Consider the following 15,199-nt stretch of genomic DNA (forward strand, 5'->3'; position numbering starts at 1 on the left):
CCCCCCCCCCCCACCCCCCCCCCCCCCCCCCCCCCCCCCCCCCGCCCCCCCCCCCCCCCCCCCCCCCCCCCCCCACGGGGGTCAGCTCAACCACGTATTGCCGAAGAGCAGAATCCCGTCCGCACTCGGGGTCACTCCGTGCACGTTCTCGCGCCACGGGATGAAGACCTTGCCGGAGTTGACCACGGCCATCGGCGCCGTCTCGTTGACCACGGTCTGAATATCGTCGATGACGGCTCGCCGCTCATCCTCGCCCGACGCCGTTTGCAGCTTGCCGAGCAACTCGTCCATCCGAGCGTTCTTGTAACCGAGGATGTTCGACGGCGATTCGCTGAACAGGTTGCCGTACATACGCACGAACGGTGACTCTTCCAGCACGTTGAACGCGAAGTAGGACACGTCGTAGTCATGCTTTGCGTACAGCATGGAAATCAGATCGTTGATGCTGGTTGCGTAGGTGATGTCGACCGTGAAACCCACTGCCTGCAAGAGCGACTGAAACGTCAGTGCGCTGCGCTGCGTCGCCGGATCGTTCATCCCGACGTACGTCAGTTTTCCGTCGTAACCGTCCGCCTTCGCCTCGGCGAGATACTTCTTGGCCGCCTCGGGGTCGAAGCCGTTCCCGGCCACCGATCCGTGCCACTGCGACCACGACGCGAACATGTCGGTGCCGGGTTCGCCGAAGCCGCCCTGAACTCGCTCGTTGAACGTATTCGGGTCCACCGCAGCGACAATCGCCTTACGCACGCGCTCGTCCTTCGCTGCCCGATCGTCGCGCTGATTGATTGCCAGAACTCCGGCCATGCTGGCCGAGTACACAAATCCGGGATCACCGGCTTCGAAAGCCTCGTGAATGAAGTCGGGAGACTTCAGATAGGCAACCTGGATTCCGTCGGTGTGCAATCCTTCCAGTTTGCTCTTCTCGTTGACGATTGCCGGAAAGCGCAACTTCTCGAGGTACGGCGCCCCGTCCCAGTACGTCGGACGGGCAGCGAGCACCAATTCGTCCTGGGAGGCGAACTTCTCGACGGTGAACGGGCCTGCCCCGATCGGGGTGAACGTGCCGGTAGCCATCGACGAGGGCGCGACGATCATGCCGGGACCGGTGGTGAACATGATCGGGAACTCGTCCCACGGCTGCGCCAATGTAAAGACGACCGTACTCGGATCCGGTGAATTCGTCTCGCGCACAGCGGTCTTCCACACCAGCGCGTGAGTTCCCTTCTTCTGCAGATAGTGATCGATGCTCCACAGGACTGCCGCACTGTCCATCGGAGTGCCGTCGCTGAATGTGACGCCGTCGCGCAATTTCAGTGTCCACACCGTGTTGTCGCCGTTGGCCGACAACGACTGAGCCAAGTGGGGAACATACTCGCCCGCCGACGTATCGAAGCGCATGAGAAGGTCGTAGATGGCTGCCATTTCGCTACCACCGGTAGCGCCGCCGTCCTGACGGTCAGCCGGATCGAGACTGCTGATCCCGTTGTAGGTGGCAAACGACACGGTGCCACCCGATCGCGGCTCTCCCCCGTTGTTCTGGTCACCGACAACTCCGACCGTCACGTCCGATGCATCCGTGGTCGTACCTTGGCTGCTACCGGCGCACCCCGTCACCACCAGCGTCGCCGACGCCAGGACAACCATCCAGATTCGAGCGCGGACTCGGTACGAGCGCTTCATTGCGACTCACTTTCACAGTTCACGGATACGTCGATCCCTGGATCGGACACCCCGACATATTTGTAATTGAATTCTAGGTAAGGTCTCGTCCTGCGTCTTCGTTTTCACAAAGCCGAAGCGATAATTCGCGTTCATGACAGCAGAAACAAGAACTGAATTCTAGGTTGCAACCGTTCAGCGAATTACCAGTCCGATGACGTCTTCGACGTTCCGCTGGGCCTCTGCGAATCCGATCCGGCCACTGGTCCACAGCGCAAGGGCCGTCAACATCGTCCCGCCTATTGCCACGGCCGCAACCCTCGCCGTCTCGGCCGGGACGCCGTCCATCAACTCGAACAGCATTCTCCGATGTGCCGCTGCGCGCAGATCCAACGACTCGATCACGAACTGATCCGAGGACGAATGGAGTTCGATCTCCAACCGAGCGAAGTAGGGCCTACGCTCGAATGCCTTCATCTCGCGGCGATGAAGTGCCAGAACCCGCTCGTACGCGTTGTTCTCGCCACCGTCTGCCCGCAACTTCTCAGGACGACGGACCGATTCGAGACCGCTCCACGCCGTCATCGCCGCAGCCAGAAGTTGCTGTTTGGTCGGAAAGTAGCGATACAGCGTTCCGAGTGCGACGCCTGAACGCTCCGAGACGTCTTTCATCTGGATTCGATCCGACGGCATCTCGGCCAGCATCTCGACCACCGCCGTGGTCAGTCGTCCTCTCCGCTCGAGTTGCCCCACCGACATGAGGTCGACGTCCAAGGGAAACTCGTCGCTGCGCGCAGTCACGCGCGTCACGATAGTTCAGAATCCTGACCGCAGTGCCGGGTTGCGAAGTTTCATCGTAACCCCGAGATCTAATACACGGATTAATCAACTGCAGATCGCGCTAGGGTTAGTCCATGACTGACCGGACAACCGATGACCAGCCAACCGTCGGCGTGCTGAACTTCTGGTCGTTCATCGAACTGGCCAACAAGCGACTGGCCACCGAACACGGCTTTCGCGACCAGCTGGCCACCGAGGTACTACTGACACTCAATCGGGCTTCCAACGTGGTCACCTACGATCTCGAGTCGTCGATCCACCGCCCTCGTGGCTGGTCATGGTCCTCCTTCAGGCTGTTGTTCGTCACCTGGCTGGCCGGTCCGATCGAGCCGAAGGCTGCCGCCGAGCTCACCGGCATGAGTAGGGCAGCGGTCTCCAATCTGTCCAAGTCGCTGCTGGCAGACGGATTGATCGATCGTCGGCCCACCGAGAACGACGGCCGTTCCGTCCAGCTGTACCTGACCGACAAGGGCCGAGAAGCCATGGTCGAAGCCTTTCGCGAGCAGAACGAACGCGAACACGCCTGGGTAAGCGTCCTGAGCGAGGCCGAACAGCGAATTCTTGTCATGCTCCTGGACAAACTGATCACCAACCGCAGCCAGTTCGACGTACGCGGACGTAACTGACATAGACCCCAACCCCCTTGGAGGGTTGCGCTCATCACATCATTTTAGTTAATGTGTTTACTATCTGGTGGAGGTGAGCCAGGCAGAACAGCACAGAAGGAGCCCCGTCATGGCGTTCTATCGACAACTCGGCAACATCCCACCGAAGCGTCACACCCAACACCGTGACGAGTCCGGCAACCTCTACTACGAAGAACTGATGGGAGAGGAAGGTTTCTCCTCGGATTCTTCGTTGCTGTACCACCGCGAGATCCCGTCGGCCATCGTCGACGCAACGGTCTGGGAACTGCGCGATCAGAGCACAACCCCCAACCATCCCCTCAAACCTCGCCATCTGAAACTCCACACGCTGTTTCCCGAAAGCACCTGGAACGAGACCGACGTGGTAACCGGCCGTCGTCTCATCCTCGGAAATGCCGACGTGCGATTGTCCTACGTCGTTGCGGCAGCGCCATCTCCCCTGTATCGCAACGCAATCGGCGACGAGATGGTCTACATCGAATCTGGCGAGGCGACCGTCGAGACCGTCTTCGGTGCACTCGAGGCCAGTGAGGGTGACTACGTACTGATCCCGATGTCCACAACGCATCGATGGATCCCCAAGGGTGACAAGCCACTTCGTGCCTACGCCATCGAGGCGAACAGTCACATCGTCCCGCCCAAGCGCTATCTTTCCCGCTTCGGCCAGCTGCTCGAGAACGCACCGTTCTGTGAACGAGACCTGCACGGACCGATCGCGCCCATGATCGCCGAAGGAACCGACGTCGAGGTACTGGTCAAGCACCGAACGTCGGCGGGCATCGTCGGCACCCGAATGGTTTATCCCACGCACCCTTTCGATGTCGTCGGCTGGGACGGCTGCCTGTACCCGTACACCTTCAACATCTCCGACTACGAGCCGATCACGGGCCGTGTTCACCAACCGCCGCCGGCCCACCAGGCGTTCGAGGGAAACAACTTCGTGATCTGCAACTTCGTTCCGCGCAAGGTCGACTACCACCCCCTGTCGATCCCGGTGCCGTACTACCACTCGAACGTCGACTCGGACGAGATCATGTTCTACTGCGGCGGTGACTACGAGGCGCGCAAGGGTTCCGGCATCGGTCAGGGTTCGATATCGATTCATCCCGGCGGCCACGCCCACGGACCACAACCCGGCGCCTACGAGCGGAGCATCGGCGCCGAGTTCTTCGACGAGCTCGCCGTGATGGTCGATACGTTCCGGCCCCTCGAATTGGGTGAGGGAGCCCTTGCCAGCGAGGACGAAGCGTACGCCTGGAGTTGGGCAGGGCGGGGGCCTCGGCAATGACGATCATCTCCCCACTCCTGCTCGGCCTGTGCGACGACGCAGCACTTTTCCCACCCGGCAATGCTTCTCTCGCCGAAGCAATTCCGGCCCACGCCGCCTACCTGCAGGCAGATTACGACGCACTGGTCGGGCCTTTCGTTTTTCCCGCGCCGCGACTGAGCGAACTGGCTGCGTACGTTTCAGCGGACAGCCCGGTGACGCTGAGTCTGACCGTGCCGGCCGGCCCATCCGAAACGGCGGCCGCACTCTCGAACGCGCTCGCCATCCCTGGTGTTCACGTCGCCGCCGTCGAGGTGGGAATTCCTGACGGGTTGGACGCCGATGCGGCCTTCGAGGAACTCTCTCGTGTCCATGCCGCTCATCCCGACGTCGACATTTTTGTCGAGGTGCCTCGAGGTGATCGGCGCGCGGGCTATCTCACAGCTCTCGAAACTGCCGGGCATTCCGCAAAGTTTCGCACCGGCGGGATTGTCGCCGAGGCGTACCCGAACGAGGAAGAGCTCGCCGATGCGGTGATATCCGTTGTCCGAGCGAATATCCCGTTCAAGGCGACTGCGGGACTGCACCACGGTGTGCGCAACACCGATCCGGAAACAGGCTTCGAGCAACACGGCTTCCTCAACATCATGGTGGCCGTCGACGCGGTGAGGCGGGGCGCCGATCGTTCGGAAATTGTTGCTGCACTGTCTCAGCGCGATGGAAAATCGATCGCGCAAGCCCTGGCCGACCTCACCGAGGACGAGGCCGGCGAGGTGCGTCGCCGATTCCTCTCGTTCGGTACCTGCAGCATCTCGGACCCTCTGACCGAGCTGGAAGGCCTCGGGTTGATCGTCCGCTCCGACAAAACCGAAGGAACTCTCGTATGACTGTCACGACCATCGACATTCCCGCCGACTCACTGTTCGGTCTCGACAATCTGCCGTATGGGGTCTTCTCCCCCGCGGGAGGGTTACCGCGTGTCGGTGTGCGCGTCGCCGAATCGGTGGTCGATCTCGCAGCGACACTGGGTGATTCCGTCTTCTCCGAACCGACTCTGAACGCGTTCATGGCTCAGGGACGAGATCAGTGGGTATCGGTGCGAAACCGGATCACGGAGCTCGTGACTAGCGAAATAGACTCGAATGCAGTGTTTTCCGTTGATTCGGTGACAATGCATTTGCCGATCGCAGTGGCCGATTACGTCGACTTCTACGCCTCGGAGAATCACGCAACCAACCTCGGGCGGTTGTTCCGCCCGGACGCCGCCCCCTTGATGCCGAACTGGAAGCATCTTCCCGTCGGATACCACGGGCGCTCGAGCACCGTCGTCGTCTCCGGCACCGACATCGTTCGTCCCTGCGGACAGCGGAAGGCACCCGATCAGGAAAGCCCGGACTTCGGACCGTCCCGGCGCCTCGACATCGAAGCCGAGATGGGGTTCATCGTCGGAACTCCCTCGAAGATGGGCGATTCCATCACCCCGGACGAATTTGCCGAGCACGTCTTCGGCGCCGTCGTCGTGAACGACTGGTCTGCCCGAGACATCCAGGCGTGGGAGTACGTGCCCCTCGGTCCGAACCTGGGGAAGAGTTTCGCGACCTCCATCTCACCGTGGGTCGTACCCTTGCTCGCTCTCGAAGCAGCCCGAATCGACACTCCGGTGCAGGATCCCGAACCGCTTTCCTATCTGCGTGGTGAAGAGAAGTGGGGGTTGGACATCGACCTGGCCGTCGAGTGGAACGGTCACGTCGTCTCCCGGCCGCCCTACGCCCAGATGTACTGGTCGCCTGCGCAGATGCTCGCGCACACCACCATCAACGGCGCAGCAGCGAGCACCGGCGATCTCTTCGCGTCCGGAACCATTTCCGGACCGGACAAAGATCAGCGCGGCGCCTTCATCGAGTTGACGTGGGGCGGCAAGGAACCCGTAGCTGTGGGCTCCGAGACCCGTACCTTTCTCGAAGACGGCGACACCATCGCCATCTCAGCCACCGCTCCCGGCGTCGGCGGATCACGAATCGGCTTCGGGGATGTTCACGCTCGGATCCTGCCTGCAACGCAAACCGAAAGATAGTGATTGACAACTGTTTGATTCACGCTGATCTGATGTCCGGAATTCCTTGCCTCACGATTCTCCGAAGATAAGCTGGACTAACCATCCAGAGCGATCGAGAGTCCTGGCTCCGTGACGTCGCAGCAACCCCCTCTGCTGAGGTGCGGGTGCTTTCTGCCAGGTCCGATGGAGGACTCGTGCCAGGCGATCGACCCCGTACCTCAGTGGGGACAGCAGCTGTCATCGTGATCGTGGGCGGTGGACCCCGCGGGACCGGCGTACTCGAGCGGATCCTCGCTCACGAATCGGTGAACGCCGATCCCACACCGATCGACATTCACGTTGTCGACCCGTATCCGCCAGGCGCCGGCCGTATTTGGCGAGGCAGCCAGGCGCCGCTTCTGTGGATGAATTCGACAACCGCGGACGTCACGATGTTCACCGACGAGACCACCGCCGTGATCGGCCCGGTGCTGCCGGGTCCGACCCTCGCGGAATGGGTCGCCGAGCGCTCGGCTGAGCTTGCCGAATTCCCAGAAATCGCAGCAGAAGTTCCGACGATCACCCCGTCGTCGTTTGCATCGAGGTCACTGCAGAGCCGATACCTGAACTGGGTGTTCGAGACTGCAGTCGACTCCGCGCCAGCGCACGTCGACGTTCGAGTTCATCGACGATCCGTGGTCGACATCGTGAACGTCGGCGAGACACAGACGGTTCATCTGGACGACGGAGCTGTCATCGACGCGACGACCGTCCTTCTCGCACAAGGGCACCCCGATGCGTTGCCTGCCCCACGTGAAACCGCGCTGACCAGCTTCGCGTCCGATCACGGGTTGACGTATGTGGGTCCGGGCTACACTGCCGATCTCGACGCCGATGTCATTCCCGAAGGCGAACCGGTTCTGATCGCCGGACTCGGGCTGGCTTTCATCGACTGGATGGTTCTCCTCGCCGAGAGCCGTGGCGGCATCTTCGAACGCGGTGAAGACGGCGTCCTCACTTACGCTCCCTCGGGTCGGGAACCCCTGTTGTATGCCGGATCTCGTCGCGGAGTGCCGTATCATTCCAAGATTTCGTACTCGATCGCTGACGCGCGGCCACCGCTACCGCGGTTCTTCACCGCTGATCTCGTTCCCGGCGACGGACCGTTGGATTTCCGAAACGACATCTGGCCCTTGGCGTCGAAAGAACTGGCAGGCGCCCACTATTACGAGCTGTTTGCATCTCACCCGGATCGGACAGTGGGCACCTGGGAGGAGTTCGACGCCGAATTCGCCTCGCTGGCTTGGGGATCGCCTCGATTGCAGGAACTGGTCGAGAACGCAGTCCCGAAGCCGGAAGACCGTATCGATCTCGAGCGGCTGAACCGCCCACTCGGCGGTGAGCGCTACGACGGGCTTGCCGAGGTCCAGTCCCGGATCACCGAATACATCTCGGCGGATGTCGCGCGGAGGTCGGACCCGTATTTCAGCGCCGACGCGGCTGTCTTCTCAGCGCTGCTGTCGACGTACATGACCGTCGGAGAATTGTTGCGGCGCGGCAGAATCCCGGCCGAATCCGTCGCCAAGGACGTCGAGGGTTGGCTTCATTCGTTCTTCAGCTTCATCGCCAGTGGTCCGCCGCCCGAGCGTTTGGAACAGTTGATCGCCCTCAACGAGGCGGGCATCGTCCAGTTCCTCGGGCCGGATTCGGTGTTCTCCACCGAGATCGACCCGGCAACGGGGGCTGGGATCTTTGTCGCGCGCAGTGCGTCGCACACCGACATCGTGGCCGCGAACACCCTCGTCGAAGCACGCTTGCCGGTTGCTTCCATCAGCGCGAGCGGTGACTTGCTCCTGCGGACGCTTCACGGTCGGGGCGAGGCAGTCGAACTTCGTGCGACCGTGGACAGTTCGGCGAAGCTCGCCGTCGACGGTACTTCACGAATTCTCGACCGGAACAACACAGCTCATCCTCGCCGCTTCGCGGCCGGGCCGTGGGTTGCAGGCCACAACTGGTCGGCGGCTTTCCCTCGTCCCCGTACCAATGCGGGGTTTTTCCGGCACAACGACGCCCTGGCGGCGGAGATTTTGGGCGCTGCGCGCCTGTGAGCGATTAGGGAGTCCAGAGACTCCCTAACCGCTCACGGGGGCTGTGCCCCTCCTAGCTGAACACCAACTCACCCTCGTCAACCGCGACGGTGATACTGCCGCCCTCTTCGAGGAGATCGTCGAGCAGCATGTCGGCGATCTTGTCGTCGACCACACGCTGAATCGAACGACGCAACGGGCGAGCCCCGAACTCGGGTTGATGCCCGTGCTCGGCGATCCAGTCCACCGCGTCGGCAGTGAACTCGATCTCGATGCCCTTGGACTGCAGCCGCTTCCGGCTGTCGTCGAGCAGCAGATCAGTAATCCGGTGCAGTTGCTCGGTGTCGAGCTTGCGGAAGATCACGATCTCGTCGATACGGTTGAGGAACTCCGGCCGCATCGATTCGCGCAACCTGGCCATCACGCGGTCGCGCAGTGGCTTCTCCGCCGACTCTGCGTCACCCGTGGTGAAGCCGAGTCCACCGGACTTGCTCGAGATGATGTCCGAGCCGAGGTTGCTGGTCATGATCACGACGGTGTTCTTGAAGTCCACCGTCCGACCCTGACCGTCGGTCAGACGGCCGTCGTCGAGCACCTGGAGCAAGGTGTTGAACACGTCCGGGTGTGCCTTCTCGATCTCGTCGAGCAGGATCACCGAGTACGGGTTACGACGCACCTGTTCCGTGAGCTGTCCGGCCTCGCCGTAGCCGACGTATCCGGGAGGAGCACCGACCAATCGGCTGACCGTGTGCCTCTCACCGAACTCACTCATGTCGAAGCGCAGCATCTTGTTCTCGTCTCCGAAGAGTTTGGCAGCCAGAGCTTTTGCGAGCTCCGTCTTGCCGACGCCAGTGGGTCCGAGGAACAGGAAGCTACCGACGGGACGATCCGGATCGCTCATACCGGTCCGGCTACGACGCACGGCACGCGCGATTGCGCGAACGGCGTCATCTTGCCCGATGACACGACCGTGCAGTTCCTCTTCCAGACGGCGCAGGCGATCTTTCTCTGCTTGAGTCATCTGGCTGGCCGGAATACCCGTGGCACGGGCGACAACTTCGGCGATTTGTTCAGCGGTCACGTCCGGAGTTTCCTCGGAAGGAACCGAGGATCCTGCCTTCTCGAGACGCTTTGCGACGCCGTTGATCTCGTCACGCAGGGTCGACGCCTTCTCGTACAACTCGTCGGCGACGGCTTTTTCCTTGTCGCTCTCGAGCTGCTCGAGACGCTGCTGCAGCGCAGCGGTGTCTACCGTGGCCGTCTTCAAGCGAAGCCTGGCGCCGGCCTGGTCGATCAGGTCGATTGCCTTGTCCGGCAAGAACCTGTCGCCGATGTAACGTGCCGACAGCTCCACCGCTGCGGTGATCGCCTCGTCGGTGTAGTGCACCTTGTGGTGATCCTCGTACCGACTGCGCAGTCCGCTCAAGATCGCGATCGCGTCCTCGATCGACGGCTCTCCGACCTGTACGGGCTGGAAGCGCCGCTCGAGCGCGGGATCCTTCTCGATGTTCTTGCGGTATTCGTCGAGTGTGGTGGCGCCGACGATGTGCAGTTCACCGCGAGCGAGCTTGGGCTTGAGGATGTTTCCGGCATCCATCGCACCGTCTGCGCCGCCTCCGGCACCGGCGATGGTGTGCATCTCGTCGATGAAGACGATCAGCTCGTCCTTGTGTGCGGTGATCTCGTCGATCACCTTGGTCAGCCGTTCCTCGAAGTCTCCGCGGTAACGGGTACCCGAGACCATGCTCGAGAGTTCGAGCTGGACGATCTTCTTGCCCACCAACGATTCCGGGACATCCCCGTCGACGATGCGTTGGGCGAGACCTTCGACGATGGCAGTCTTGCCGACGCCGGCCTCACCCACCAGGACCGGGTTGTTCTTGGTGCGGCGGGAGAGGATCTCGATGGTCTGTTCGATCTCGTCGGCGCGGCCGATCACCGGATCGACGCCGCCGTTGCGGGCGCGATCGGTGAGATCGATGCCGTACTTGTCGAGCGTCGGTGTGGTGGACTCGTCTTCGACTGGACCGGCTGCGGGATTCTGAACCGCTGCCTGCAGCTTCTCCGGCGTGATGCCGGCCGAAGCGAGCAGACGACCCGGAACATGATCGGGGTCACCGGCCAGGGCGATGAAGAGATGTTCGGGGTCGATGTACGTCGATCCCAGGGCTCGGGCCAGTTGATGAGCCTCGAGTAGAGCGGTTTTCACGGCACTGCTGAGCGCAGGAGCAGAGTAGGCCCCCTGCTCACGGCCTTGTGGCAGCCGCAGGTCGACGGCGTCGACCACGGATTTCGGGTCGGCTCCGGCGCGCTGCATGAGCGTGCGGACCGGATCCTGCTCCGCCATGACGCGGAGAACGTGCAGTGCATCGAGATCCGAATCACCGCGAGCAGCCGCTACACGTGCAGCGTCAGCCATGAGTTGCTGGGTGGCCCTGCTCATGAGCCGGGAAATATCGATGCGACCGGGACCCTCGGGCCCGAAGAATGCTGGCATTCCGAAGCCTCCTTGCAGAAAGTTGAGCGTTACTGACTCAATTAACGTGCATGGGGCTCGATCAATTCCCGCGGCCTCAGATTTGTTTCAACACCATCCAGTCGCCGATCGTTCTCAACTACCGAAAGATCCGGTAGACCGACCGACCGGGTACGCCTCGACGCGCATGATCACCGATCCCGCGCAGGGACCACTCTTGATGTCGGTACGCCACGAACCTTTCAGACTGCCATCGGGCTGAGGTGTGTAATACGCCTCGGAGTGCGCCGGTGCCCACACCTTGGGCACGCCCTCCCCCTGGTAGCAATCCCACTCCCAGTCATAGGGGTGCACCCAACTGGTTCCGTCCCAGGTGTATCGAGCAGGCTGCGGCAACGTCGGATTGACGGGAGCCGGACCGCCGACCACTGTGGCGATACAGACTCCGCTCGAGCAATCCGTCTCGAACGTGTATGTATCGGAGAAATCCGGCTCCCACTGGCTGGCGGCCAGACTTGTGCCCGTCTTGGTCGCGGCGAAACGCTTGAGCGAGTAATCACCGGACCAATTCGCATCCGCAGCCCCCGCGGGCATCGCTCCGGCGACAAACCACGTAGCAACGAGAGCAACCACCAACAATGACTTCCGCATGCGTGAAGTGAATCACAAGCTATGTCCGAATTGTCGGATACTGGCCACAAGAACACCGACGACGATCAGCACCAGCGAAACCAACGGCAACGCTCCCGCACCCCTGTCCGCCAAGATCAGCCCGCCCACGACGCCGCCCGCTGCGATCGCCGCATTGAAGATCGTCACGAAAACCGATTGCGCCGTGTCCACAGCGTCGCCCGTCGTATCCGCGAGCGCCGTCTGAAGGAGAGTGGGAGCGCCTCCAAATGCCACGCCCCATACCGCAACGCTGAGTGCGATCACTGCGAAGCTGTCACCGCCGACGCCCAACGCCGTCAAAGCTGCGGCAAAGACCACCAAGCTCAGCACGGTGAGACTTCGAAGGGCCCGGTCGACAAACACCCCGACCACACCGATGCCCACGAAGGCGAAAAGTCCGAACACGAACAAGACGATTCCCAACCGATCGCCGAAACCGATGCGATCCAGAAACGCCGCCAGATACGTGTACACGATGTTGTGCGCGAGGATCCACAAGAACGCGACAAACAGAATCGGTCGTACGCCAGGCAGGACCAAGACTTTCCGCACCGGCAGCTGCCGATCCGCTTGTTGCCCGGGAAAGTCCGGCATCACCGTGAGTATCCACGCGACCAGAAGTAGCGCAGCAACCGACATCACGGCGAAGACGACGCGCCAATCGGCCAGGGTCCCGAGCCACGCCCCCATCGGAACGCCGATTGCCAACGCGATCGGCTGTCCGACGGAGGCAACCGCAACGGCCCGCCCCTGCAGGTGAGGGGGCGACATCCTGCGTGCGTACCCGGCAAGCAACCCCCACACCACACCTGCCGCCATACCGGCCAGAAACCGAACACCCAAGGTGAGAACAAGATTCGACGAAAGCGCTGTCACCAGATTGAAGACACCGAACCCCAGAATCGCCGACACCAGGACAGCACGCCGTCGCAATCCTCGGGTCAATGCGATCAGTGGTACCGCCCCGACGACGGAACCCAATGCGTATGCGGTGATTAATTGCCCTGCGCCGGAGACCGATACGGACAACCCTGACCCGATCTGCACCAGTAGTCCGGCCGGCATGGTTTCGGTTGTGATCGCTATGAAGCCTGCCATTGCGAGTGCCGACAACCCGGCCAGCGGTAGTGTCCGGACGGAATCGGTCTCCGCCAGTGCCGAAGTCGCCGTCCCGTCCGAGTTCGAGCTCACCTCGTCGGTGTTTCGGGACTGCCTTCACCCGACTGGTCGGAACGGACCAGTTCTGCAATAGACGCCCAGTCCATCTCGCCCTGACCGTTCGCCAGAGCCTGAGCGAGCACGCCTCGAAGTACGCCACCGAACGGCAAATCCAGATCGACGCTGTCGGCGGCGTCGAGCGCAAGCCTCAAATCCTTGAAGCCCAGAGCTGTGGTGAATCCTGCAGGCTCGTACTGACGCGTCGCGACGAGGTTTCCGTAGCTGGAGTAGACCGGCCCCGGGAAGATCGTCGAGGTCAGCAGTTCTACGAGTTGGCTTCCGTCCACACCTGACCTCTCCCCCAATGCGATTGCCTCGCCCAAGGATTGAATCGCGGCGAGGATGAGGTAATTGCCGATGATCTTGACGATGTTGGCCTGCTCCGGACGCTCACCTTGTGGCCACGTGCGAGCACCGATGACGTCGAGAAAGGGTTGCACTCGCTCGAGGAGGGAACTGTCGCCGGCGGCGATGATGTTCAACTGACCAGCCTGAGCAACAGAAACGCGTCCGAACACCGGCGCCGCGATGTACCCGATACCGTACTCGGCGTGCAGTGCGGCGGCGCGCTTGGCAAGGTCGACGCTGACGGTGGCCATGTTGACGTGCACGGTTCCACTCGGAACGGATGCGAGGACGGCGGGATCCAGAATGGCCGAAGACACGGCCGAATCATCTGCCAACATCGACAGCACAACACCGGACTGGAATGCCTCGGCAACGGTTTTCGCGCCGCTCGCCCCTTCCTCGACCAGTTCGGCTACCGCTTCAGGGCTGCGATTCCACACCGTCACGTCGAAGCCTGCGCCCAGTAGATTTCGAGCGATGGGACGACCCATCGCGCCCAAGCCGACCACGGAAACAGAAGTCATGAATTTCCCTCTCGAAAGTACTGAACCATCTAAGACGGTTCAAGACTCTCACACGGGTACAGTTGCTGTCGAACCGGTTGAGATGGTTCGCCACGAAGGAGGACGAAAGTGAACGAAGCAGGAGCTGATCAATCCGCTCGGGACGTGTTTCGACTCGACAACGACACGCTCGCCTTCCGCTTCACCGCCACCCTCACCAATCGGAACGGCTCGAGGTTCGAACGACTCACGAGCCCGCAGCGACTCGAATTATGGTTACGCGCCAACGATCTGATGGACGCCCCCGCAACCGTGACAGAAGACGACCTCCGCGGCGCGCAGGATTTACGTGAGGCCATTCATCGCATCGGAACCGCCGTGTGCGAGAACCGCCGCGCCTCACGCACCGATGTCGGGATCGTCAACACCGCATCCGAGCTCGGTGATGCCCACCTCGTCCTCGAGTGTGGCCGGGCCCTCTGGAAATCAGCCGGAGACAATCCGATCCGCGACGCTTTGTCGATAGTGGCTGCCGACGCGATCGCGGTGCTCGGTGGAGCCGACCGGGACCGCGTCAAGGCCTGCCAGGGCGACGGGTGCACCGGCCTCTACGTCGACACCAGTCGCGGCAACAACCGACGCTGGTGCTCGATGAACATCTGCGGAAACAAAGCCAAGAAATCCGCGATGACCGCTCGCGCCGACTAGCTCATCTCACCTTCACCGCGACTCCATTTCGCCGCCACTCGGTTCCACAGCTTCTCGATCGGCGTCGACAGCAGGAGAAGAAACAGCGGGAAGTACGACGTCACCGGAACGAGCACACTGACGAGCAGCGCCACCACCATGATCAGGAAAGTGACGATTTCAGCGGTGAAATGCGGCTTCGCATTCTCTTCACTCAACGAAGGGTTGCGAACCAGACCCCACGCGACCACCGCCAGGCACGCAGCACTGGCTGCCATTGTCCCGATGTAGAGAGCCCTGGTCCCGAGATCCTGCGACGGCGCCGCAACGAGCGCTGTCGGGAAGGGCAGGAACACGATGGTCATCACCCACAACCCCAGCCCACGAACGACCACCTTGTCTCCGTCGACCACAAAACGAAGCAACCGATGCTGCGACCACCAGAGCCGGAAGATCACCAGAAAGCTCAGGGCGAACGAATAGAACTGCGCAGCGTGATCGCGCAGGAGTTCCGACGTGGTGCCGTGGTGGTCACTGGTGAGTTCGACCAGCGGCAGGACGAGCAGCGTGATCGCAATGGCGACAATCGCGTCGATGAAAGTGACGTAGCGCTCGAAGTAGCGGGTGCGTTCCGCAATCTCAGCCATTGCGGAAGCATAAGCCTCACAACAGGAAACAGACCGGCGACGCCACTTTACGGAAGCACGGAAACATACAATTAACGAATCAAATTCGTTAGATCTCTTGACCGTGGCGGAGC

General features: G+C 61.8%; 13 protein-coding genes. 6 read left to right on the forward strand and 7 right to left on the reverse strand.

All coding sequences use genetic code 11. From position 1 onward, the window contains the following. Positions 1-81 precede the first annotated feature (81 nt). Complete coding sequence (locus ACN50D_RS30430; RefSeq protein ID WP_063315878.1) at positions 82-1,680, reverse strand: ABC transporter substrate-binding protein; 1,599 nt, start codon at positions 1,678-1,680, stop codon at positions 82-84. Positions 1,681-1,854: 174 nt separating this feature from the next. After that, positions 1,855-2,469 (reverse strand): TetR/AcrR family transcriptional regulator, encoded by a 615-nt coding sequence (locus ACN50D_RS30435; protein ID WP_003939912.1) that lies wholly within the window; start codon positions 2,467-2,469, stop codon positions 1,855-1,857. A 104-nt stretch (positions 2,470-2,573) separates the two neighbouring features. On the opposite strand from ACN50D_RS30435, the gene ACN50D_RS30440 reads away from it, so the two are divergent. The 5 genes from ACN50D_RS30440 (at position 2,574) to ACN50D_RS30460 (ending at position 8,556) form a co-directional block, all read left to right on the forward strand. Then, the gene (locus ACN50D_RS30440; protein ID WP_003939926.1) at positions 2,574-3,125 is read left to right on the forward strand and encodes a MarR family winged helix-turn-helix transcriptional regulator; all 552 of its coding nucleotides are present in this window, start codon (positions 2,574-2,576) and stop codon (positions 3,123-3,125) included. 109 nt (positions 3,126-3,234) lie between these two features. After that, positions 3,235-4,434, forward strand: a complete 1,200-nt coding sequence (locus tag ACN50D_RS30445; protein ID WP_065351316.1) for a homogentisate 1,2-dioxygenase — start codon at positions 3,235-3,237, stop codon at positions 4,432-4,434. Next, on the forward strand, positions 4,431-5,300 hold the full coding sequence (locus ACN50D_RS30450; protein ID WP_211920803.1) for a hypothetical protein: 870 nt from the start codon (positions 4,431-4,433) through the stop codon (positions 5,298-5,300). Before ACN50D_RS30445 ends, ACN50D_RS30450 begins: the two co-directional genes overlap by 4 nt. Beyond that, positions 5,297-6,487 carry a fumarylacetoacetase gene (fahA, locus tag ACN50D_RS30455; protein ID WP_054188907.1) on the forward strand — a complete coding sequence of 397 codons (1,191 nt, stop codon included), beginning with the start codon at positions 5,297-5,299 and terminating at the stop codon, positions 6,485-6,487. Before ACN50D_RS30450 ends, fahA begins: the two co-directional genes overlap by 4 nt. 176 nt (positions 6,488-6,663) lie before the next feature. Further along, positions 6,664-8,556, forward strand: a complete 1,893-nt coding sequence (locus ACN50D_RS30460) for an FAD/NAD(P)-binding protein (protein WP_307850424.1) — start codon at positions 6,664-6,666, stop codon at positions 8,554-8,556. Positions 8,557-8,608: 52 nt separating this feature from the next. On the opposite strand, the gene ACN50D_RS30465 is transcribed toward ACN50D_RS30460, so the two are convergent. From ACN50D_RS30465 to ACN50D_RS30480, 4 genes are all read right to left on the reverse strand, one after another. Then, positions 8,609-11,032, reverse strand: a complete 2,424-nt coding sequence (locus ACN50D_RS30465) for an ATP-dependent Clp protease ATP-binding subunit (protein ID WP_211920805.1) — start codon at positions 11,030-11,032, stop codon at positions 8,609-8,611. Between the two features lie 114 nt (positions 11,033-11,146). Then, on the reverse strand, positions 11,147-11,662 hold the full coding sequence (locus tag ACN50D_RS30470; protein ID WP_211920807.1) for a hypothetical protein: 516 nt from the start codon (positions 11,660-11,662) through the stop codon (positions 11,147-11,149). A gap of 12 nt (positions 11,663-11,674) precedes the next feature. Then, complete coding sequence (locus ACN50D_RS30475) at positions 11,675-12,874, reverse strand: MFS transporter (RefSeq protein ID WP_204855449.1); 1,200 nt, start codon at positions 12,872-12,874, stop codon at positions 11,675-11,677. Continuing rightward, positions 12,871-13,773 (reverse strand): NAD(P)-dependent oxidoreductase, encoded by a 903-nt coding sequence (locus ACN50D_RS30480; protein ID WP_211920809.1) that lies wholly within the window; start codon positions 13,771-13,773, stop codon positions 12,871-12,873. Before ACN50D_RS30480 ends, ACN50D_RS30475 begins: the two co-directional genes overlap by 4 nt. Before the next feature lie 108 nt (positions 13,774-13,881). Between ACN50D_RS30480 and ACN50D_RS30485 the strand changes: the two genes are divergently transcribed. Further along, positions 13,882-14,460, forward strand: a complete 579-nt coding sequence (locus ACN50D_RS30485; protein WP_211920811.1) for a CGNR zinc finger domain-containing protein — start codon at positions 13,882-13,884, stop codon at positions 14,458-14,460. Here the strand turns inward: ACN50D_RS30485 and ACN50D_RS30490 are convergent. After that, entirely contained in the window at positions 14,457-15,086 is a 630-nt protein-coding gene (locus ACN50D_RS30490) for a TMEM175 family protein (RefSeq protein WP_003940262.1), read from the reverse strand. The genes ACN50D_RS30485 and ACN50D_RS30490 overlap by 4 nt on opposite strands. Positions 15,087-15,199: the final 113 nt, after the last annotated feature.

It is taken from the genome of Rhodococcus sp. SB1D, assembly GCF_048573875.1.
Classification (GTDB): Bacteria; Actinomycetota; Actinomycetes; order Mycobacteriales; family Mycobacteriaceae; genus Rhodococcus_F; species Rhodococcus_F qingshengii.